This window comes from Humibacillus sp. DSM 29435 (assembly GCF_001758225.1).
GTDB lineage: Bacteria > Actinomycetota > Actinomycetes > Actinomycetales > Dermatophilaceae > DSM-29435.
This window is the reverse complement of the sequence record NZ_MAST01000051.1, coordinates 178,244-200,212: the sequence shown is the minus strand read 5'-3', so window position 1 is coordinate 200,212 and position 21,969 is coordinate 178,244. Positions and strand designations below refer to the sequence as shown.

At 69.8% G+C, this 21,969-nt stretch carries 18 protein-coding genes; 8 read left to right on the top strand and 10 right to left on the bottom strand.

Annotated features, from left to right (window positions below; all coding sequences use genetic code 11):
- Positions 1-315 precede the first annotated feature (315 nt).
- From BA895_RS20225 to BA895_RS20195, 7 genes are all read right to left on the bottom strand, one after another.
- Complete coding sequence (locus BA895_RS20225; RefSeq protein WP_070193673.1) at positions 316-1,605, bottom strand: thymidine phosphorylase; 1,290 nt, start codon at positions 1,603-1,605, stop codon at positions 316-318.
- Positions 1,606-1,674: 69 nt separating this feature from the next.
- The gene (locus BA895_RS20220) at positions 1,675-2,136 is read right to left on the bottom strand and encodes a cytidine deaminase (RefSeq protein WP_083283596.1); all 462 of its coding nucleotides are present in this window, start codon (positions 2,134-2,136) and stop codon (positions 1,675-1,677) included.
- Complete coding sequence (locus BA895_RS20215) at positions 2,133-3,404, bottom strand: ABC transporter permease (RefSeq protein WP_070193672.1); 1,272 nt, start codon at positions 3,402-3,404, stop codon at positions 2,133-2,135. The genes BA895_RS20220 and BA895_RS20215 overlap by 4 nt, the downstream gene beginning before the upstream one ends.
- Positions 3,401-4,522, bottom strand: a complete 1,122-nt coding sequence (locus BA895_RS20210; protein ID WP_070193671.1) for an ABC transporter permease — start codon at positions 4,520-4,522, stop codon at positions 3,401-3,403. The genes BA895_RS20215 and BA895_RS20210 overlap by 4 nt, the downstream gene beginning before the upstream one ends.
- Positions 4,519-6,201 (bottom strand): ABC transporter ATP-binding protein, encoded by a 1,683-nt coding sequence (locus BA895_RS20205; protein WP_070193703.1) that lies wholly within the window; start codon positions 6,199-6,201, stop codon positions 4,519-4,521. Before BA895_RS20205 ends, BA895_RS20210 begins: the two co-directional genes overlap by 4 nt.
- Positions 6,202-6,423: 222 nt before the next feature.
- Positions 6,424-7,476: a BMP family protein gene (locus BA895_RS20200; protein WP_070193670.1), complete on the bottom strand. Its 1,053-nt coding sequence runs from the start codon at positions 7,474-7,476 to the stop codon at positions 6,424-6,426.
- A gap of 287 nt (positions 7,477-7,763) precedes the next feature.
- Positions 7,764-8,981: an amidohydrolase gene (locus tag BA895_RS20195; RefSeq protein ID WP_070193669.1), complete on the bottom strand. Its 1,218-nt coding sequence runs from the start codon at positions 8,979-8,981 to the stop codon at positions 7,764-7,766.
- A gap of 62 nt (positions 8,982-9,043) precedes the next feature.
- Between BA895_RS20195 and BA895_RS20190 the strand changes: the two genes are divergently transcribed.
- The 6 genes from BA895_RS20190 (at position 9,044) to meaB (ending at position 16,883) form a co-directional block, all read left to right on the top strand.
- Positions 9,044-9,772 (top strand): (2Fe-2S)-binding protein, encoded by a 729-nt coding sequence (locus BA895_RS20190; protein ID WP_070193668.1) that lies wholly within the window; start codon positions 9,044-9,046, stop codon positions 9,770-9,772.
- Between the two features lie 41 nt (positions 9,773-9,813).
- A complete protein-coding gene (locus tag BA895_RS20185) occupies positions 9,814-10,767 on the top strand; it encodes a pseudouridine-5'-phosphate glycosidase (protein ID WP_070193667.1) in 954 nt (317 codons plus the stop codon).
- Positions 10,764-11,642, top strand: coding sequence for a carbohydrate kinase family protein (locus tag BA895_RS20180; protein ID WP_070193666.1), 879 nt, complete (start codon positions 10,764-10,766; stop codon positions 11,640-11,642). The genes BA895_RS20185 and BA895_RS20180 overlap by 4 nt, the downstream gene beginning before the upstream one ends.
- 96 nt (positions 11,643-11,738) lie before the next feature.
- Positions 11,739-13,577 carry a methylmalonyl-CoA mutase family protein gene (locus BA895_RS20175; RefSeq protein WP_070193665.1) on the top strand — a complete coding sequence of 613 codons (1,839 nt, stop codon included), beginning with the start codon at positions 11,739-11,741 and terminating at the stop codon, positions 13,575-13,577.
- The gene (gene scpA, locus BA895_RS20170; RefSeq protein ID WP_070193664.1) at positions 13,574-15,751 is read left to right on the top strand and encodes a methylmalonyl-CoA mutase; all 2,178 of its coding nucleotides are present in this window, start codon (positions 13,574-13,576) and stop codon (positions 15,749-15,751) included. The genes BA895_RS20175 and scpA overlap by 4 nt, the downstream gene beginning before the upstream one ends.
- 7 nt (positions 15,752-15,758) lie before the next feature.
- Entirely contained in the window at positions 15,759-16,883 is a 1,125-nt protein-coding gene (gene meaB, locus BA895_RS20165) for a methylmalonyl Co-A mutase-associated GTPase MeaB (RefSeq protein WP_083283595.1), read from the top strand.
- Between the two features lie 353 nt (positions 16,884-17,236).
- Here the strand turns inward: meaB and BA895_RS20160 are convergent, their stop codons facing one another.
- From BA895_RS20160 to BA895_RS20150, 3 genes are all read right to left on the bottom strand, one after another.
- Entirely contained in the window at positions 17,237-17,554 is a 318-nt protein-coding gene (locus BA895_RS20160; RefSeq protein WP_070193663.1) for an HNH endonuclease, read from the bottom strand.
- Between the two features lie 103 nt (positions 17,555-17,657).
- Positions 17,658-18,299: a TIGR03085 family metal-binding protein gene (locus BA895_RS20155; protein WP_070193662.1), complete on the bottom strand. Its 642-nt coding sequence runs from the start codon at positions 18,297-18,299 to the stop codon at positions 17,658-17,660.
- A gap of 489 nt (positions 18,300-18,788) precedes the next feature.
- Positions 18,789-19,367, bottom strand: coding sequence for a GbsR/MarR family transcriptional regulator (locus BA895_RS20150; RefSeq protein WP_254666583.1), 579 nt, complete (start codon positions 19,365-19,367; stop codon positions 18,789-18,791).
- 54 nt (positions 19,368-19,421) lie between these two features.
- On the opposite strand from BA895_RS20150, the gene BA895_RS20145 reads away from it, so the two are divergent.
- The gene (locus BA895_RS20145) at positions 19,422-20,330 is read left to right on the top strand and encodes an ABC transporter ATP-binding protein (protein WP_070193661.1); all 909 of its coding nucleotides are present in this window, start codon (positions 19,422-19,424) and stop codon (positions 20,328-20,330) included.
- A complete protein-coding gene (locus BA895_RS20140) occupies positions 20,327-21,928 on the top strand; it encodes an ABC transporter permease (RefSeq protein ID WP_070193660.1) in 1,602 nt (533 codons plus the stop codon). Before BA895_RS20145 ends, BA895_RS20140 begins: the two co-directional genes overlap by 4 nt.
- Positions 21,929-21,969: the final 41 nt, after the last annotated feature.

Below are 21,969 nucleotides of genomic sequence, written 5' to 3'. Positions count from 1 at the left end.
ACAAAAAATTGGCATCGATTATCTGACACGCTGTTGAGTTCTCAAAAATCGGACACACACCTTCACGAGACTCAGTGAGTCACGCTCCGGGGCCGAAGGTCCAATCTACCCGCCGTCCATCTTGGTAGTCAAATCCGTGAACCACCTCTTGGAGGGGCCGGACGACTCGCTTGGCTTCACGCGGTACGGGAACAGTAGCAGGGGCGCGACGGCAACGCCTAATCCCGCCCACGGCGGTCGGGCACAGGGGCGGAAGCCGGGTGCTCGCAGCCGCGCCGGGACGTTCTCCCACCGGCCTGACCTGCGAGGACGCCGTCAACCGACCCTCTCGATGATGAGGGGCAGCAGATCAGCGGTAGCCCCCGCAGGCGCGATGCTGTACCCCGACTCCAATGCCTCCAGGGCACGGTCGAACCGTTCCGGCGTGTCGGTGTGCAGCGTCATCAGTGGATCGCCCCGGCGCACCGCGCCGCCGGGCTTGGCGTGCAGCTCGACCCCCGCGCCCGCCTGCACCGGGTCCTCCTTGCGCGCGCGGCCGGCACCGAGGCGCCAGGCGGCGACCCCGACGGCCAGGGCGTCGAGCGAGGCGAGCACCCCGTCGGTCGGCGCCAGCACCTGCTGCTGGTGCCTGGCCACGGGCAGGGGCGCGTCAGGATCGCCGCCCTGGGCGCGGATCATCCGTTTCCAGACGTCCATCGCCCGGCCGTCGGCCAACACCTCGGCCGGGTCGATGTCGTGCCTGCCGGCGCCGGCGACCATCTCCCGAGCCAGGGCCAGGGTGAGCTCGACGACATCAGGCGGGCCGCCCCCGGCGAGCACCTCCACCGACTCACGCACCTCGAGGGCGTTGCCGGCAGTGAGCCCGAGCGGCGTCTGCATGTTCGTCAACAGAGCCACCGTCGGCACGCCGGCGTCGGCGCCGAGGCGCACCATGGTGGTGGCCAGCTCGCGAGCCTGATCGAGGTCCTTCATGAACGCACCCGACCCGACCTTCACGTCGAGCACGAGCGAGCCGGTGCCCTCGGCGATCTTCTTGCTCATGATCGAGGTGGCGATGAGCGGAACGCACGACACCGTCGCCGTGACGTCGCGCAAGGCGTAGAGCTTCTTGTCAGCAGGGGCCAGGCCCGTGCCCGCCGCACAGATCACCGCGCCGACGTCGTCGAGCTGCCTCATCATGGCGTCGTTGTCGAGGTCGGCCCGCCAGCCGGGGATCGCCTCGAGCTTGTCGAGGGTGCCCCCCGTGTGACCCAACCCCCGACCCGACAGCTGGGGAACGGCGACGCCGCACGCCGCCACGATCGGTGCCAGTGGCAAGGTGATCTTGTCGCCCACCCCTCCCGTGGAGTGCTTGTCGCTCGTCGGCCGCGACAGCCCCGAGAAGTCGAGCCGCTCCCCCGAGCGGATCATCGCGTCGCACCATCTTGCGATCTCGCGTGGCGTCATCCCGTTGAGGTAGATCGCCATCGCCAGGGCAGCCATCTGCTCCTCCGCCACCACCCCCCGGGTGTAGGCGTCGATCACCCAGTCGATCTGGGGGTCGGGTAGCTCACCGCGATCGCGCTTGGCGGCAATGACGTCGACGGCATCGAAGGCTTCACTCACCGGGCCATCATGGCCCAGCACCGCGGCATCCGGGCGTCTGTGCCGCGTCGGCCTGGCGTGGGTGCTGCGTCAGCGCGCCCCGTGATGGCTCTCGAGGTCGTCGCGACCGAACGCCTGGGGCAGCAGCTGCGCCATGGGAACCACCCCGAGGGGTGTCATCACGAGGCAGTCGGGGCCCCCGTTCTCCCAGAGCAGCTGCCGGCAGCGACCACAGGCCATCAGGGCCTGCCCATCGCCCCCGACGCAGTAGACCGCCACCAGGCGCCCGCCGCCGGTGGCGTGCAGGTCGGAGACCATGCCGCACTCCGCGCAGAGAGCCACGCCGTAGGCGGCGTTCTCGACGTTGCAGCCGGCCACCACCCGTCCGTCGTCGACGAGACCGGCCACGCCGACCGGAAAGCTCGAGTAGGGCGCGTACGCCCGCTGCATCATCTGGGTCGCCCGGCGGTGCAGGTCGTCCCAGTCGACGCCTCCGCCGCTCGTCACGTCGGAAGCTGGGTCAGAGGCGGGGTCGACCCCCGGACCGCTCATCCGGCCTCACCCTTGCGGTAGACCAACCCGTCGGCGGCCGGCATCCGAAGTCGCTGAGAGGCGAACGCGAGCACGAGCAGAGTGGCGACGTACGGGGTCATGCCGGTGAACTCGTCGGGAACGCGAGCGCTCAGCAGGAACCAGGCCAGAGAGAGCAGCCCGGCTATGACCATCGGTAGGCCGGTGATGCGCTTGCCCTGGCGGCGTCGGCGGAACTGCCAGACGCCCCACGCGATCAGGGCAAGGGCGATGGGCAGCAGGTAGGCGCGCACGACGTCGCCACCGCCACGCAGCTGCACGGCATCCGTGTACCCGAAGAGGGCCGCTCCCCCGGCGAGACCGCCCGGCCGCCAGTTGCCGAAGATCATGGCGGCCAACCCGATGTAGCCCCGCCCGCCGGTCTGGCCGTCGCGGTAGAGGTTCGAGGCCACCAGCACGAGGAAGCCTCCGGCGAGACCCGCGAGGCCGCCCGAGATGAGCACCGCGACGAACTTGTACCGGTAGACGTTCACCCCCAGCGTCTCGGCCGCGACGGGCGACTCCCCGCACGCGCGCAGTCGCAGCCCGAAGGCAGTGCGCCAGAGGATCCACCAGGTCAGCACGAGCAGACCGATCCCGATGATCGTCAGCACGTTCACGTTCGTCAGCAGGGCCCGCAGCAGACCGGCAACGTCGGAGACCAGCCACCACTGCTTCTGTTCCAGGTCACCCAGCGGGTCAGAGATGCCGGGCACACTGAGAAAGGGCAGCTGCTCGAGCGGAGGCGACTGCGTCGGACCGCCGCCGGGCAGGCCAGTGAACGTCCGGACAGCGAGGTAGGAGGCGGCGCCCGCGCCGAGGAGGTTGATGGCGACGCCGGAGACGATGTGGTCGACGCCGAACACGACGGTGGCGAGGGCGTGGACGGCGCCACCGACCATCCCGAGCAGGATGGCCCCGAGGATGCCGGCCCAGGGGCCGTAGTGGTAGCCGATGAAGGCGCCACCCCACGTGCCGAGGATCATCATCCCTTCGAGGCCGATGTTGACGACACCGGCGCGTTCACTCCACAGGCCGCCGAGCCCGGCCAGCCCGATCGGCATCGCCAGGGCGATCCCTGCCGTCAGCGCACCCGAGGAGTCGATGTCGTTGGCTCCGGTGAGCACCCGGACGGTCGAGATGACGATGATCGCGCCGGCGACGACGGCGTACCAGAACCAACGGGGGCGGGCTCTGCGGGGGGCAGCGGTCTCCTGGACCACCGCGACGTCGAGGTTGGTGGCGCTCATGACCTGGCTCCTTCCAGGGGCGTACGGGCTTGCTCGGCCAGCTGGGCCGCCACGGTGCGTTGTTCGAGGCGGATGCCGGCTCTCCTGACCACCTCGTAGGCGATCACCACGGAGAGCACGATCACCCCCTGGATGACGAGCACGAGACGGTCGCTGACCCCGGCCGTGATCTGCAGTCCGTTGCCCTGGGCGTCGAGGAAGGCGAACAGCAGAGCCGCGAAGGCGATGCCGATCGGGTTGTTGCGACCGAGCAGGGCGATGGCGATGCCGGCGAAGCCGAGGCCGGACTGCACCGTGTCGCCGTACACGTAGTCCTGACCGAAGAGCAGGGGCATGCCGACGAGGCCGGCCGCGGCGCCGGAGAGCAGCATCGAGGTGAAGACCATTCGCTTCACATTGACGCCGCTGGCGACGGCGGCAGTCTCGGACCGGCCGGTGGCGCGCAGGTCGAAACCGAAGCGGGTCTTGTTGAGCACGAACCAGTAGAGGAAGCCGACGACGACCGCGAGCACGATGAGCCCGTACACCCTGCTCGGCGTCGCGATGAGCCCGTCGAGCGAGATTCCCGGCACTCGCGACCCTTCCGGGATCGGCTTGGTGTTCGTCGCGTTGCTGCCCACGACCTTGACGGCGGTCTTGCTCAGCAAGAAGGCCACCAGGAAGGTGGCGATCGCGTTGAGCATGATCGTGGAGATCACCTCAGAGACACCACGGGTGACCCTGAGCAGACCCGCGATGCCCGCCCAAAGAGCCCCGGACGCCATGGCGACGAGCAGGGCCACGATGACGTTGAGCCAGCCCGGCAGCCAGCCCTGCCCGGCGAACAGCGCAGCAGCGAACGAGGCAACGCGGTACTGGCCGTCGACACCGATGTTGAACAGGTTCATCTTGAAGCCGATCGCCACGGCGATGGCCGAGAGGTAGTACACGGTTCCGGCGTTGATGATGGCCACGATCTGTCGCGGGAGCGGGACCTTGAACAGCTGCGCCCAGACGGCCCCGACCGGGTCGCCGGCCACGAGCAGGATGAGCGAGGTGACGACGACCGCCACGACGATCGCGAGCAGGGGCGCGGCCGCCCCCATCAGGATGCGGCGGACACCGAGTCGCGTGGTCATGGCTGGCTCCGCTCGGTGGGGCTCGCTGGGGGCGCCTCGCGGCGGGAGGGGTGGCTGCTCGGCGCGTCGAGGGCATCCCGTGCGACGGCGTCTGGCTCTACGGCATCCGGCTCATCGGATCGTGGCTGCACGTCGGCGGCACCGGTCATGGCGGCACCCAGCTCTTCCTTGGTCACGGTGTCGGGGTCGAAGTCGCCCGAGAGCCGGCCCCGCAGAATCACCCGGATGGTGTCGGAGAGCCCGACGAGCTCTTCGAGGTCGGCCGAGATCAGCAGCACACCGAGGCCGTCGCGGCGGGCTGCCTTGATGTGGTCCCAGATGGCCGCCTGGGCGCCGACGTCGACTCCCCGGGTGGGGTGGGCCGCGACGAGCACCCGAGGGTTGCGCCGCATCTCGCGACCGATGATGAGCTTCTGCTGGTTACCGCCGGAGAGTGACCCCGACGTCACGTTGATCGACGGCGTGCGCACGTCGTAGAGGTCGACGATCTCCTGGGTCTCTCGTTTGGCCGCCGCCGCATCGATGAGCGTGTTGCCTGGACCCGTCAGGTTCACGGGATCGGTCTGGTGCCCGAGGATGACGTTCTCCCACAGCGGCGCCTCGAGCAGCAGCGCGTGACGCTGCCGATCCTCCGGGATGTAGCCGATGCCGGCCTCGCGGATCTCGCGGGTGTGCCAGTCGGAGGTGTCGATGTCGCCGAGCACGATCTGACCCGACGCGGGCTCGCGCATCCCCATGATGACCTCGACGAGCTCGGCCTGACCGTTGCCCTCGACGCCGGCGATGCCGACGATCTCACCGGCGTGGATGGTGAGGTCGATGTCGGTGAGCACGTCGCGGCCTCCCAGCGGGTCGGCCACCGTCGTGCTCTCGATGCGAAGGACCGGCCGGTCGGTGACCGTGGACTCCTCGGTGGAGGGCGATGGCAGCTCGGAGCCGACCATCAGCTGGGCCAGGTCGCGGGCGGTGACGCCCTCGGGAAGCACCTCGGCGACCGTCGTGCCACGACGGATGACGGTGATGGCGTCGGCGACCTTGAGCACCTCGTCGAGCTTGTGGGAGATGAACATCACCGTCAGCCCCTCCGACTTCAGCTCGCGCAGGTTGCCGAACAGCTCGTCGACCTCCTGCGGCACCAGCACGGCGGTCGGCTCGTCGAGGATGATGATGCGGGCGCCCCGGTAGAGCACCTTGAGGATCTCGATCCGCTGGCGAGCGCCGACCCCGAGGTCAGCGACGAGGGCATCGGGTCGCACCCCCAGGCCGTAGGCGTCGGAGATCTCACTGATCTTGCGGCGGGCCCGGTCACCGATGCCATGCAGCTTCTCCGCGCCAAGTACGACGTTCTCGAGCACGGTGAAGTTGTCGGCCAGCTGGAAGTGCTGGAAGACCATCCCGATCCCCGCCGCGATCGCGTCGGAGGGCGTGCGAAGCGTCAGCTCCTTGCCCTCGATGACGATCGTGCCCTCGTCGGGCTGCTGCACGCCGTAGAGGATCTTCATCAACGTCGACTTGCCGGCGCCGTTCTCACCGACGATCGCGTGAACCGTGCCGCGTTCGACCGTGAGCGCGATGTCCTTGTTCGCCACGACTCCGGGGAAGCGCTTCGTGATGCCGCGCAGCACCACCACCGGTGTGCCCGAACCACCCTCGGTGGTGACCGGCTCAGTCCGGCTCATGCTGCCGCCGTCGATAGCGGCATCCTCGGAAGTGCGCTGCGGGTCGGGCTCGCTGGTGATGACGCACACTCCTCGTCCGGAAGACCGGGCTCGCTACGTTCTGAGGTCGACGGCCGACGGAACCCGCCGACACGCAGAACCTACACAGTCAGTGCAGGCGGTGGGACGCGAACGGCCCGACGACGCTGGGCGTCGACCGGGCCGTTCGTCTGTCGAGGCGGATCAGGAGGTCGGAACCTTGATCTCGCCCGAGATGATCTTGGCCTTGTACTCGTCGAGCTTGCTCTTGATGTCGTCGATCTTTCCACCGGTGGTGGAGTAGTCGACGCCACCGGCGGCGAGGTCGAAGACCCGGTTGCCAGCCTTGAAGGTGTTGTCCTTGACCGACTTGATGAAGTCGTAGACGCCGACGTCGACCTTCTTGATCATCGAGGTCATGATGACGTCGCGCACATCAGGTGCCGCCGTCTTGGCCTGGTCGGAGTCGACGCCGATGGCCAGCTTGCCGGCCGCCTTCGCCGCGGTGAAGACGCCGCCGCCTGAGCCACCCGCAGCGGCGTAGATGATGTCAGCGCCACCCTGGTACATACCTTCGGCGGCTGCCTTGCCCTTGTCGACCGAGCTGAAGCCGGAGAAGTCCGGCGGCTGGGTCAGGTACTTGACGTCGATCTTGATGTCCGGCTTGACGGCCTTGGCGCCGGCCACGTAGCCCGCCTCGAACTTCTTGATGAGGTCGGTCTGCACTCCCCCGATGAACCCGACGTGGTTCGACTTGGTCTTGAGGGCAGCAGCAGCGCCGACCAGGTAGGAGCCCTGCTCCTCCGCGAAGGTGATCTGGTCGACGTTGGGGCCGGCCGAGTCGGGCGAGGCGTCGTCGACGATGGCGAACTTGACTTCGGGGTTGGCCTTGGCCACCTGACCCACCGACTTGGCGTACGCGAAGCCGACCGCGACGATGTTGGTGTAGCCGGCGTCGATGAGCTGCTGCAGGCGCTCCTTGCGGGCCGACTCGGCCTCGCCGTTGACCGCGGAGGCCTCCTTCGTCTCGACCCCGAGCTCGGTCTTCGCCTTGTCGAGGCCAGCCGCGGCGGCGTCGTTGAAGGACTGGTCGCCACGCCCACCCACGTCGTAGGCCATGCCGACCTTGAGGGCGGCTCCGCCCGTTCCGGCCGGGGTGTCGCCCGCTCCGGGGCTGGGGGTGCTGCTGCTGCCGCAGGCTGCAAGGCTGAGCGCTGCCGCCGCAGCGATCGCTGCAAGCTTGGTTGCGTGACGCAAGAGGGTGCTCCTTAAGACGCGGGGCCGACGACGACATCGGCCCACATGGGATCGAACTGTAGCGCCGCCTTGTGGCAGATCCGGCTGGGTCGAGCGATCTGGCAGGAAGTGTTACCGATCCGCGACCGCTGCCCCCAACACCTTCCGCGCGACGCGCACAAAGGGTCGAAACCACGACACCAACTGCGCGACGCGCGGCGCGACGCGCACAAAGGGTCGAAACCACGACACCAACCGCGCGACGCGCGGCGCGACGCGCGAGGGGTGCTTGGGCTTGGCCCGGGTGGTCAGACGGCGGTGGGCTGGCCGGCCGTCGGAGCGGCCCCGACGATCGCCACGACGCAGCCGGCCAGGGTCTTGGCTCCGACGGCGATCGCTGCCTCGTCGATGACGAGGTCACCGCGGTGCAGGTCGTAGGTCATGCCGCCGGGCGCGCGAGTGCCCAGCCGGGCCATCGCACCGGGCACGTGGGCGAGATACCAGGCGAAGTCCTCGCCCCCCAGCGACTGCGGCGTCGGCGACACATGAGCGCCGACACCGGTCACGGCGGCCGTGAGCACGTCGACACACTCGGCATCGTTGACGACCGGCGGCACGCCCTTGACGATGCGCACGTCGGCCGTGACGCCGTAGGGCGCCACGACAGAGTGGACGACCTCGTCGAGCAGCCGCCCGGCGCCCTCCCATACCGTCGCGTCGAGCATTCTCAGGGTGCCCATCGCCGTGCCGGATGCGGGGATGACGTTGTGCGCACCGCCGGCGTGCACCGCGCCCCAGACGAGAGCGACGGCTGCGCGCGGGTCAAGGCGGCGCGAGAGCACCGCAGGCGTCTCCGTCACGACCTTGGCGAGCGCAAAGGTGAGGTCCTGGGTCAGGTGCGGCCGCGACGTGTGCCCACCCCGGCCGGTGAGCAGCACCTCCACCTGGTCGGCCGCCGCGGTGATGGCGCCGACGCGAAGCCCGACCTGACCGACATCGAGCGACGGGTCGCAGTGGAGCGCGAAGATGCGGTCGACTCCCACGAGCCCGTCCTGGGCCACGACGTCCTCGGCACCGCCGGGCATCAGCTCCTCGGCCGGCTGGAACACCAGCCGCGCACCCACGCCGGCGGCCACCAGCTGCGGCTCGATGGCCTTGAGCGCGAGGGCTGCCCCGACGAGTGCCGCGGTGTGCACGTCGTGCCCGCACGAGTGGCTGACGCCTTCGGTCTGCGACGCGTACGGCAGCGCCGTCTGCTCGGAGATCGGCAGCGCGTCGATGTCGGCGCGGAGCGCCACCCGAACCCTCGGAGCGGGCGCTCCCACCTCTGCGATGAGACCGGTGCCCCGAAGTCGGCGCACCGTGAGGCCCGCTCGCTCGAGCCGACCGGCGACCAGGCCGGTCGTGCGCAGCTCGGCGCGACCCAGCTCGGGGTGCAGGTGAAGATCGCGTCGTAGGGCGATGAGCTCGTCAGCATGGTCGTCGATGACGCGCACAACGGAGTCGAAGGGGTGGCACTGTGTCACGAAGACAAGAGCCTACCGAGAAGAATGGGCCTCCCCGACCGTCCGAAGCAGCGAGGTGAGCCGTGCCGCGACCACACGACGTGCCCACCGGCGACGACGAGCGGGCGACCGAGCCGCGAACAGCGGGGTCGCTGCCGGCATCCGACATCGTGTCGGTCGTCGCGCGAGTCGACGCGGCGTCACCCTTCGTCGAGATCGCCACGTCGGGAGGCTCAGCCACGACGTGGCTCGCCGACGTGGCCGCGCACGTCGGCGCCGGTGTCGACCCGTTGAGCCCGTGGCGCGAGGCCCTCAGGCAGCAACAACAGCGAGCCAACGCCGTCACGGTGCCGACGCACGTGCCCGCGGCGTTCGTGCTGCAGTGGTGGTGCGAGGTCGTGGCCACCCCCATCGCGTATGCCGCTGAGCTCGGCCCCTGGGTGCTCGTCCCCGAGCCGGCGGGGTTGGGCTTCGAGCTCGCGCCCGCACTGCACCCGATCCGGATCGTGGTGGCGCCGGAACGCACGTCCCTCTGGCTCGAGCGATCTGAGGCGACGCGGGCCCGAGCGGCGAGAACGGCCTACGACACGCTGGTCGCCGACCTCGTGGCCAGCTACGCGCCCGAGGTGCGGATGGGGTCGAGACAGCGTTGGGGCGTGGTCGATGACATGTGGAGGGCCGCCGTGCGTCGCGGGGCGGGCGCGGCCGGCAAGACGGTCGGCCCCGAGCCGGTGCGCACCTCGTGCTGCTTCATCTTCGTACTGCCGGGCATGCACGAGTGCGCGTCCTGCCCCAGGGGCGGGCCCCGGTAGGCGGCGCTGGGTGGCCGTGGCCGGGTCACTACTCTGGCGCCATGTCGAGTGCCCCCGGGAAGCTGTCGGTCGATGAGCTCCACCCCGTCGTCGTCGTGCACGAGGAGGTGCGGGCGGCCCTCGCCTCGGGCGCCGGGGTGGTGGCCCTCGAGAGCACGATCCTCGCTCACGGGCTGCCGCACCCCGACAACATCGAGATCGCGGCCCAGATCGAGGATGCCGTTCGGGCCGGAGGTTCGGTGCCGGCCACCATCGCCCTCCTCGACGGAGTGGTGCACATCGGCCTGGAACCGGCCGAGGTCGAGCGCATCTGCACCGACCCGGCCGTCGCCAAGCTCTCGATGCGCGACCTCGGAGTCGCGGCGGCGCTGGGCCGCTCGGGCGCGACGACCGTGGCCTCCACCTCGGCCCTGGCCGGCCTCGTCGGCATCAGGGTCTTCGCCACCGGCGGCCTCGGCGGCGTGCACCGAGGGGCGGCGCAGACCTTCGACGTCTCGGCCGACCTCGGCGTCATCGCCTCGACTCCGGTGCTCATCGTGTGCGCCGGAGTGAAGTCGATCCTCGACGTGGCCGGCACCCTCGAGACCCTCGAGACCCTTTCGGTGCCGGTGCTGGGCTACCGAACCGACGCGTTTCCGGGGTTCTACCTCTCCGACTCGGGGCACGAGGTTCCCTGGCGGGTGGAGTCAGCGGCCGAGGCCGCCCGCGTGGTCGTCACCCGCGACCGGTTGGGAACCGACCGGGCCGGCGTCGTGCTCGCCAACCCACTGCCGGTCGACCGGCAGGTGGACCGCGCCCTGCATGACCGTCTCGTCAGTGAAGGCCTGGAGGTGCTTCGCCGCGAAGGAGTCCGCGGCAAGGACGTGACACCCCGCCTGCTCGAGTACTTCCACGACAACTCCGGAGGTGAGTCGCTGCGCGCCAACGTCGAGCTCGTGCTGTCGAACGCCCGCCTGGCCGGCGCAGTGGGGGCCGAGATCGCCCGGCAGTCATGACCATCCGGCCCGTGGTCGTCGTCGGTGACGTCGGCCTCGACGTGATCACCCGCCCGTCGGGTGAGATCCACTGGGGTTCCGACACCCCCTCGTCGGTGGCTCTCACCCCGGGCGGGGCCGGTGGCAACTCGGCCTCCTGGCTGGCCGCGGCGGGAGCCTCGGTCACGTTGCTCGCTCGGGTGGGCGACGACGCGGCGGGCGCGACCGCACGCCGAGAGCTCGAGGCGGCCGGGGTGCGGTGCGCCTTCGCCGTTGACGACACCCTGGCGACGTGCATGGTGGTGATCCTGCTCGATGCCCACGGCGACCGCACGATGCTCCCCGACCGCGGCGCCAACCGGGCCTTCTGCGTCTCCGACGTCGACCTGCCTTCGCTCGGCCTGCCTCAGAACCCGCGCCCGCACCTGCACCTCAGCGGTTACGTGCTCTTCGACGCCGGCTCGCGCGCGGCGGGGCTCGAGTCGCTGCGCCAGGCGCGAGACCTCGGCTGGAGCACGTCGGTCGACCCTCAGTCACCTGCCCTGATCCTGCGGGAGGGTGTTGACACCTTCCTGGGCTGGGTGACCGGCGTCGACCTCCTGCTACCGAACGAGAGCGAGGTCGAGACCCTCGGCGGGCTCAGCGCCATCCTGGCTCACACCCGGGAGGTGGTCGCCACGTTCGGGGCCGGCGGCGCCCGATGGGTGGCAGAAGGCACTGCGGAGACGGCCCACGCCCCGGTCGTCGAGAACGTCGACGCGACCGGATGCGGCGACGCGTTCAACGCCGGACTGCTCTCCTCCTGGCTGCGCGGGGACGACCGCTCAGCCGCCCTGCGCGCCGGGGTGCTCGCCGGCAGCACGGCCGCCGGTCGGCTCGGTGCCCGCCCGCACTGAACGCCCAGGTGGGCACCCGGTTGGAGCGGGGTCGGTTGAGAAGGCTCACACCCCTCCCACCTGTCGGCCGTGACCCACCGCACCTATCCTGCGAACATGACGCCAGGCACCGGAGCCGTCGCACCCGATCCCGTCTCACTGGCGGGTGGGGGCAGCACTGCCACGCGCGCGGACTGGGAGCACGCTGCCGCCGCGGTGCTCCGCCGAGCTCGTCGCCTCACCGACGCCGACCCCGACAGCGACGTGTGGTCGGCGCTGGCCACGACCACGCTCGACGGCATCACCGTTTCCCCACTGGGCACGGCGTCGGATGCCGGTCCCGATGGCTCGATTCCCGCGCCCGGTCGGTTTCCTTACACGAGAGGCCGGTTGGCGACTCGGCCAGCACCCGGGTGGGACATCCGCTGCCACCTCGGGGGAATGACGGCCGACGCCACTCGGGAAGCCGCGCTCCTCGATCTCGAGGGTGGAGCCACCTCGCTGTGGCTCACCGTCGGTGGCCCGCTCTCGCCCAGCGACCTGGACGAAGCGCTACAGGACGTGCTGCTCGACCTGGCGCCCGTGGTGCTCGACTCCCCCGCCGACCCGGTCGGCGCCGCCACGGCCCTCACCGACCTGTTGGTTGAGCGGGGCACCACCCCAGCCCCCGGCACCAACCTCGGCTCCGACCCGGTCGCAGTACGACTGCGTGGCGGCAGCCCACCCACTGGTCAGACGGCGGAGACGGTTTCGGCCGTGGCCGGCCTCGCCCGCGGGCACGACCTGCTCGCCGTCGTCGTCGACGCCACCGCGGTGCACGACCTCGGCGCGTCTGACGGCCAGGAGCTGGGCTACTCCCTTGCGGTCGGCGCAACCTACCTCCGGGCCCTGACCGCAGCCGGCTGGCCGGTCGACCAGGCATTGGCCCTGATGGAGTTTCGCTACGCAGCGACGGTCGAGCAGTTCGCCACGATCGCCAAGCTTCGGGCCGCACGACGACTCTGGGCCCGGGTCGCCGAGCTGTCCCAGGCGCCGCCGGAGGCCGCCGCGCAGCGTCAGCACGCCGTGACGAGCCGCGCGATGACGAGCAACCGAGACCCTTACGTCAACATGCTGCGAACGACCGTCGCGGCCTTTGCGGCGGGCGTCGGCGGCGCTGACGCGGTCACCGTGCTCCCGTTCGACTCCGGTCTCGGCCAGCCGAGCAGCCTGGGGCGACGGAATGCTCGCAACACCTCGTCCCTGCTGGTGTGGGAGTCGCACGTGGCTGCGGTGCTCGACCCCGTCGGTGGCTCCTACGCCATCGAGCGGCTCACCAACGACCTGGCGCAGGCCGCCTGGGCCGAGTTCGTTCGCATCGAGGGCGATGGCGGCGTGGAGGCCACCATCGACGACGGCTCGCTCGTCGCCCGCATCGCCGAGGTCGCGGCTCGCCGTGACGACGACGTCGCCTATCGACGACGGCCGATCACCGGGCTCAGCGAGTTTCCCAACCCCGGCGAGCCGGTGCTCGAACGCGCTGCCGACCCGACGGCGCCAAAGGTGCGGCGCTACGGGTGGGCCTTCGAGGAGCTGCGTGACGAGCCGGTCGAAGCCCCGGTGTTCCTGGCCACCCTTGGCACCATTGCGGCCTACACGGCCCGAGCCACCTTTGCCACCAATCTTTTCGGGGCCGGTGGCGTTCCCGTCGTCTTGTCCGGACCGACCGACGGCGTCGAGTCGCTGCTCGCGGCCTACGACGGCCAACCCGTGGTGTGCCTGTGCGGCACCGACGCCGCGTACGCGCAGTACGGCGCCGAGGCGGTCGACGCACTGAGGGCAGCCGGGGCCCGGTGGGTCGTGCTGGCCGGGCGGCCGGGCCCGGGCACGGTGGCTGCCGACCTGGTCGATGACCACGCGGCGGTCGGCGTGAACGCCTTGGCCATGCTGCGCAGAACGAGGGAGAAGCTGGCATGACGGTCCCGAAGAGCTTCGCCGGCCTGTCGCTAAAGAGCGAGACTCCCCTCGAGGTCGGCGCCGGCACGGTGGCCCACGGTGACGCGACCTGGACGGCGCCCGAGGGCATCGACGTGCTGCCCGTCTACGGCCCCGAGCACACCGCCGGCCTGGACGCGCTCGACACGTGGCCCGGTCTGCGTCCGTTCCTGCGCGGGCCCTACCCGACGATGTACACGACCCAGCCGTGGACCGTGCGCCAGTACGCGGGCTTCTCGACCGCCGAGGAGAGCAACGCGTTCTACCGCCGCAACCTGGCGGCCGGGCAGAAGGGCCTGTCGGTGGCCTTCGACCTCGCCACCCATCGAGGTTACGACTCCGACCACCCGCGGGTGCGCGGCGACGTCGGGATGGCCGGGGTGGCCATCGACTCGATCTACGACGCCCGAACCCTCTTCGACGGCATCCCGCTTGACGAGATGTCGGTGTCGATGACGATGAACGGCGCGGTGCTGCCGGTTCTCGCGCTCTACATCGCCGCGGCGGAGGAGCAGGGGGTGAAGCCGGAACAGCTCATGGGGACGATCCAGAACGACATCCTCAAGGAGTTCATGGTTCGCAACACCTACATCTACCCCCCGGCGCCGAGCATGCGGATCATCTCCGACATCTTCGCCTACACGGCCGCCCGAATGCCGCGCTACAACTCGATCTCCATCTCGGGGTACCACATCCAGGAGGCCGGGGCGACGAACGACCTCGAGCTGGCCTACACCCTGGCCGACGGCGTCGAGTACATCCGGGCCGGGCTGGCCGCCGGGCTCGACATCGACCACTTCGCACCCCGCCTGTCGTTCTTCTGGGCGGTCGGCATGAACTTCTTCATGGAGGTGGCGAAGCTGCGCGCCGCTCGAGCCCTCTGGGCCCGCCTCGTCGCCCAGTTCGAACCGAAGAACCCGAAGTCGCTGTCGCTGCGTACCCACTGCCAGACGAGCGGTTGGTCGCTCACGGCCCAGGACGTGTTCAACAACGTTCAGCGCACCTGCATCGAGGCCATGGCGGCCACCCAGGGTCACACGCAGTCGCTGCACACCAACGCGCTCGACGAGGCCCTCGCTCTGCCGACCGACTTCTCGGCCCGGATCGCGCGCAACACCCAGCTGCTGCTTCAGCAGGAGTCGGGTACGACGAACATCATCGACCCGTGGGCCGGATCGTTCTACGTCGAGCGGCTCACCCATGACCTCGCGACCCGGGCGTGGTCGCACATCGAGGAGGTGGAGGCGGCCGGCGGGATGGCTCGGGCGATCGAGGCCGGCATCCCGAAGATGCGTATCGAGGAGGCCGCGGCGCGCACCCAGGCGCGCATCGACTCGGGCGCTCAGAAGGTGATCGGGATCAACCTCTACCGGCTCGAGACCGATGACCCCGTGGAGGTGAAGAAGGTGGAAGGCGAGTCGGTCTACCGCCAGCAGGTGGCCAAGCTGGTGCGCTTGCGGGCCGAACGCGACGACGAGCAGGTTCGGGTGACCCTCGAGGCGCTGACCGCTTCGGCCGCAGCCGGCCCCAGGCATGGCTCACTCGAGGGAAACCTGCTCGGGCTCGCCGTCGACGCTGCTCGGGCCAAGGCGACGGTCGGCGAGATCTCCGACGCGCTCGAGAAGGTCTACGGGCGCCACCGCGCCGTCATCCATACGATCAGCGGTGTGTACCGCGATGAGGCGAGCCATGCCGCAGACGGCAAGTTCGAGGCCGTGCTGGCGGCGACGGCCGAGTTCGAGCGGCAGGAAGGCCGCCGTCCGCGCATCCTCGTGGCCAAGATGGGCCAGGACGGTCACGACCGCGGTCAGAAGGTGGTCGTCACTGCCTTTGCCGACCTCGGCTTCGACGTCGACGTGGGCCCGTTGTTCTCCACCCCCGAGGAGGTGGCGCAGCAGGCCGTCGACGCCGACGTTCACGTCGTCGGGGTGAGCTCGCTCGCGGCCGGACACCTCTCGCTGATGCCCGCCCTCAAGGCGGCCCTCGCCAACCTGGGCCGTCCCGACATCATGATCGTCATCGGGGGCGTGATTCCCCCGGCCGACGTGCCGACGCTCAAGCGGATGGGCGCGGCCGCCGTGTTCCCCCCTGGCTCGGTCATCGCCGACTCCGCGCTCGACCTGCTTGCCAAGCTCACGACCCGACTGGGCGAGTGAGCACTTCATGACCTCCGACGATCCCGCCTCCTCCAGCGACCCACCCGACGGCATACCGGATGCCGCCCACCCGGACCGTCCTGTCGGGTCCGTGGGACCTCGTCGCCGCGCAGCCGTCGACGTCGACGCCCTCGTGTCGGGTGTGGTCGCCGGCAACCGGGCCGATATCGCCCGGGCGATCACCCTCGTCGAGTCGAGGCGTGACGACCACCGAACCGCCGCCCGGGTGCTGCTCGAGCGGCTGGCCGCGTCAGGCCATCCGGCGAGCAGAGACGGGACGGCCAGCACGTCGCTCACCGTTCGGGTGGGGATCTCGGGGGTGCCCGGCGTCGGGAAGTCGACCTTCATCGAGACGTTGGGGCGGCACCTGCTCGCCAACGGACACCGCGTCGGTGTGCTCGCCGTCGACCCGTCGTCGGTGCGTACGGGCGGTTCGGTGCTCGGTGACAAGACCCGGATGGCCGCCTTGGCCGCCGACCCCCGAGCCTTCATCCGTCCCTCGCCGTCGGCCGGCACCCTCGGCGGAGTGGCCCGGGCCACCGCACAGGCCATGTCGGTGCTCGAGGCCGCCGGTCACGACGTCGTCATCGTCGAGACGGTGGGGGTCGGGCAGTCGGAGGTGACCGTGGCCGGAATGGTCGACACGTTTCTCTTCCTCACGTTGGCGCGCACCGGTGACCAGCTGCAGGGCATCAAGAAGGGCATCGTCGAGATTGCCGATGTTGTTGCCGTGAACAAGGCCGACGAGGAGCGGGAGAACGAGGCGAAGGTAGCCGCTCGCCAGCTCGCCGGCGCCCTGCGCCTCGTGCACGGGCCGGCCGAGTGGGCACCCCCTGTGGTCACCTGCTCCGCCTTGACCGACGTCGGGGTGACGCACGTCTGGGAGAAGGTGCTGGCCCACCGTGAATACGTCGGGCCGGCTGGTATCGCCCGGCGTCGTGCCGCGCAGCAGCTCGACCTCGCCTGGGCGCTGGTGCGCGACGAGCTTGACCGGAGGTTGCTCCATTCTGCGGGCGTGGAGCGCGTGCGAGGCGAGGTGCGCGAGGCCGTGCTCTTGGGAGAGCTGTCGGCCCCGGCCGCAGCCGACCGCATCCTCGCGGCGTGGGACGAAGCCAGCACGCATCAGCAGTGAAATGGCCCTCCGTCCAGGCACTTTCATGATGCCGGCCTCGCCCATCGTGGTTCCGGAGCCGCTGGCCACCATGCGCTTGACGCATCTGGCCCAGGTGAGTGCGTCATGAGGTTCAGCCGGCGACGAGGTCGGTGAGGTAGCGCTCGAAGGGGATGAGGGGTGGCGGCGTGGATTGGTGGGTGTGTCCGGTGGGGTGGTGAGCTCGACGAGGTGTGGTGCGCCGGGTTGTCGAGTTTCGAGGGTGCGGGCGGTGAAGCCGGGGAGCTGTTTGGTGTGGGTGCAGCGCACGCGACGCTCGCGGTCGAGCAGCTGGTCGACGGTGGTCTCGAGCGACAGCCCGGAACGCCGACGAATCACGTCGAGGCCCGCGTACTGCACAACCCTTGGCCGTTGGTGGCGGTGGTGGGCCCGCCTTGGGCGTGGTCGTGGATATGGTCGAGGTGGCGGATGCGAGCGTCGCACCAAGGGGTGCGGCAGACGCCGGCGTCGCTGGCCAGGAGGTACTTGCGGAGGTTGCCGCCGAAAACGCGGCGGGTGGAGTCCATACCGACGAGCTGACCGCTCTTCGGGTGGAGATACAGGCGTCTCAGCCAGACCCGGGCGAGCATGAAGGCGGCACCGAGCCGCAGCTGCCCAGGGGTTTGGGCCAGGCCCACGACTCCGCTCCCCATATGCCCAACCTATGACCGTGTTCACTGTCCGCGGCCAGTGAGCATGCTGGGAGGAGGCCAAGGCACAATCAGGCAGACCCAGCGCCAACGCCTGCTGGTCTTGCTACATCCCGAACCGCGCGTGTCGCACCGCTTCGACGGCGGCGGGAGACCCGTCCAGCTCAACGTGTGCCGCGCGTTGGCGGCCGAAGAGGTACAGGAGCAGTTCGCCGGGCGGGCCGGTGATGCGGGCGATGGGTCGCCCTCGCCGTGCGGTGAGGGTCTTCACCGCTCCTGCCCAGTGCAACTCCAGGCCTGCACCACGTAGTCGCCGTGTGAGGAACCACGGGGCGAGCTGAACGTTCTTCCACAGGGCCTCGTCCATCGCAGGTTCGTTGCGTCGAGGACCGCGACCGTTGGCCCTGCGTACGTCCTCATGGTGGACGAAGAACTCGTTGAGGTTGGGTCCGCGACGCACCCATCCGACCCGGAAGAAGCCTGGCGGCGGTCCGGAGCGGATCGTGTCAACGAGCCAGGGAAAGTCTCTGCATGCCAGGGCTCGTGTTCGCCCTTCGGCGAAGCGGCCCCACCAACCGGGCAGGACAAGCCCGGGGCCTGCCAGGCGATCGAGATCGCGCAGGACCAGGTGCGCGGCGAGGTCACGAGACGTCCAGGGCGCGAGCAGGGTTGGTGCGTCAGGACCGAGCTCATCCAGCAGGTCGCACAGTTGCGCTCGCTCACTGGCATCGAAGAGCTGCCCGACCATAACCACGAAGTGTAGGCCGAGCCCGACCAGAGTCCTCGCAACCGACTGGCCATGACGATCGCTCGGTACGAAGCTCGCCACTCGATGTTGTCCCGTACGAAACTGGCCACTCGACTATGGGGTGGCTCCCACCACAGTCGAGTGGCCAGTTTCGTACGGGCGGCGCCGCTGGCAGCGCTCGGGACCGCGAGGCTTGGGATGTCGTCTACCGAGTTCGACGGCTTCTCCCGTGCGCGTTGGTCGGTGCACTCGGCCTATTACGAAAACAGGATGCCGGCGCTCATCCGCTTCACAGGACGTATGGCCGCAACGGCAGCAAGCCGCGTACTACCCCTTCGCCCGGACCGTGGATAGTGATGAGCGACGCAGCATCGTGCCCCACGACCACTACCCACCAGTGGGTTGCGTCAGGTCCATCCTTGACGCCCCACCAAGCCCAGCAGCACGGCATCCGACCGCATCATCGTTCCGCTCGTCACGCGAGCGTCGTCAGGACGGTGGCCAGCCGGCGACGATATCGGCCTTTCGCCGATCCCACTCGATGCTCATCGTGGCCATCGACTCGGCCACAAAGTCCAGGAACTCGATCGAGAGGCGAAGCCGCTGGCCCGGCGCAGTGCGCATTCCCCCCACCGCGTCGACCCCTGCCTGCATGCCCGAAGACAGCTGGCCCAAGAGGTGGTCGCGGCGCATGATGGCCTCGTGCCACGCGTCGGTGTGCACGACGTAGACGTCGCGGCGAGAACCCCGCTCACGCTCCTTGCCGATCATCGACACCTGGGTCAGGTAGCGCACCGCACCAGAGATGGCAGCGGGGCTGACCTCAAGCGACTCAGTGAGCTCGGCGGCGGTCATCCGACCGTCGTCGTCGGCCAGCAGCTGGGCGAACACGCGCGAGGCAAGTCGTGGGATCCCCGCCTCGGTGAGCGTGTTACCGAACCGCTCGACGTAGGCGGAGACTGCTCCCTCGTCTCGGCCAAGGCCGTCGACCGCGGGCCTGGTAGTTCGGGCTGCCGCTCGTCGGGCTGCGCCCACGATCGCCTCCTCATGTACGACTGCACGCAGCATATCGTCTTCTTATTAAGATTCAGAATCTAGTGAATGAAGTGTACTCTGGAACGCATGACCTCAGCGATCCAGGTGGTCGACCTTCGCAAGACATTCGGGCGCACAAAGGCGCTCGACGGCCTCGACCTCGAGGTGGACACGGGCGAGATCCACGGCTTTCTCGGCCCGAACGGAGCCGGTAAGTCGACGACGATCAGGATTCTGCTCGGCCTGATGCGCGCCGACTCTGGAGCAGTCTCGCTACTGGGGGGCGACCCGAGGCGCGACGTGGAGACACTGCACCGACGCCTGTCGTACGTGCCGGGTGACGTCGCCCTGTGGCCCAACCTCAGCGGCGGCGAGGTGATCGACCTGCTCGGCAACCTCCGTGGCGGCCTCGACGAGAGGCGCCGCGCCGAGCTGCTGGAACGCTTCGCTCTCGACCCCACCAAGAAGAGCCGCACGTACTCAAAGGGCAACCGGCAGAAGGTCGCTCTTGTCGCAGCCCTGTCCTCAGACGTCGAGCTGCTCATCCTCGACGAACCCACATCGGGTCTCGACCCGCTCATGGAAGCGGTGTTCCGCGAGGCCGTTCGCGACTTTCGTGACGGCGGCGGCACCGTGCTGCTCTCCAGCCACATCCTCGGTGAGGTCGAGTCGCTGTGTGACCGGGTCAGCATCATCCGGGAGGGGCGCAACGTCGAGTCGGGCACCCTGTCACAACTTCGTCACCTGGCCCGCACCACGGTGGGGGCCGGCCTGGAGCGACCGGTGGCCGAGACCGATCTTGCCGACCTGTCTGGGGTCGTCGACCTCGTCATCACCGACCATGAGCTGCACTGCACGGTCGAGACGGCCCACCTGGGCGCCCTGCTCGAAAGGCTCGGGCGGCACGGCATCCGCACGCTGACCAGCGCTCCCCCGACCCTCGAGGAGCTCTTCATGGAGCAGTACCGCACTCCTGAGGTGGCGGGTCCGCGATGACCGGACTGTCTGGCACCGCTTCGCTGCTGCGCCTGGCCGCCCGCCGTGACCGGGTGCTCATCCCGACCAGCGCCCTGGCGCTCGTCGTCGTCGTCGCGGGCTCGGCCCAGGCGACGGTGGCGCTCTACCCCGACGAGTCAGCCGCGCTCGCGCCCCTCAGGGCGGTCTTGGCCAACCCTGCCCTGACGGCGCTCTACGGGCCCATCACCAGTGAGTCGCTCGACTCGTTCGCGACCTTCAAGACCATCCTGACCGGTGCGGTGTTCCTGTGCCTGCTGGCCTACGTCGTGGTGAGGCGACACACCCGCACCGAGGAGGAGGAGGGGAGGCTAGAGCTGCTGGGGGCCGGGGCCATCGGTCGGCGGGCTCCCCTTGCCGCCGCCGTGCTGCTCGGCACTGCAGCGGTGCTCGGAACCGCGCTGTTGACCATGGTGGGTGCGATCGCGGCGGGCCTCGACCGCACCGGCTCGGTCGCCCTCGGCGTCTCGTGGATCGTCATGGGCCTGACCTGGGTCGGTGTTACTGCCGTCGCTGCACAGCTGACCGAGACAGCCCGTGGCACAGCTGGATTCGCCTTGGGCGCCCTGGCCCTTGCCTACCTGCTCAGGGCGCTCGGTGACGTGGCGGCTGACGACAGCCCCCTCCACCTGCTCACCTGGCTCTCACCCCTCGGATGGGGCGAGAAGGTGGCGCCCTACGGTGCGAACCGCTTCTGGCTGCTCGCGGTGGGCCTGGTCGCCTACGCGGCGCTGCTCGTCGGAGCCTTCGTGCTGCAGAGCCGCCGCGACCTCGGTGCCGGCATTCTGCCGAGCCGGGTCGGCCCCGCGCGCGGCCGACTACACAGCAGCCTCGCACTGACGCTGCGACTCGCGCGCGGAACCCTCGCCGGCTGGTTCGTCGCCTTCGTCGTGCTGGGCGCAGTGGTGGGCTCTCTCGCCGGCAATGTGCAGTCGTTCCTCGACTCCCCCGAGACGGCCGACCTGCTCAGGAAGATGGGTGGCAGTGACGGCAGCATCGTCGACACCTTCTTCGCCACCGAGATCCACGTCGCGGCCGTCGCGGCGGCTGCCCTCGGCATTTCCCTCGTGACGCGGTTGCGCACGGAAGAGACGGCGGGCCGGGCCGAGGCGGTGCTGGCGACGGCAGTGCCGCGCCGACGCTGGGCCCTGGAGCACCTCGTGGTGGCGATGGCCGGCACGGCCGTACTGATGGCCTGCCTCGGCGTCGTCGCCGGCGCCCTGGACTCGGGCCGAACCGGTGACGTGGCCGGCTCGATCGGCCGACTCAGCGGGGCCGCCCTGTCGACCCTGCCGGCCGTATGGGTGTGCATAGCGGTGGCTGCCGTGCTGATCGGCGTGGCGCCGCGGTTCACCGGGGTGTCCTGGGCGGTCCTCATCGCCTTCTTCACCCTCGGCGAGTTCGGCGACCTCCTCGGGCTACCTTCTGTCGTGAGCGGGCTCTCACCGTTCGCACACCTCCCGTCGCTTCCCGGCGGCGAGACGGCGGTCGGCGCCTCGCTCGTGCTGCTCGGGGTGGCCGCACTGTGCGCGGCCGTCGGCCTCGAGGGTCTGCGCCGACGGGATCTTCCCTTCGGGTGACTGCCCCCCCGGTGCGGGCGACCGACGATCGACCGGCTTTC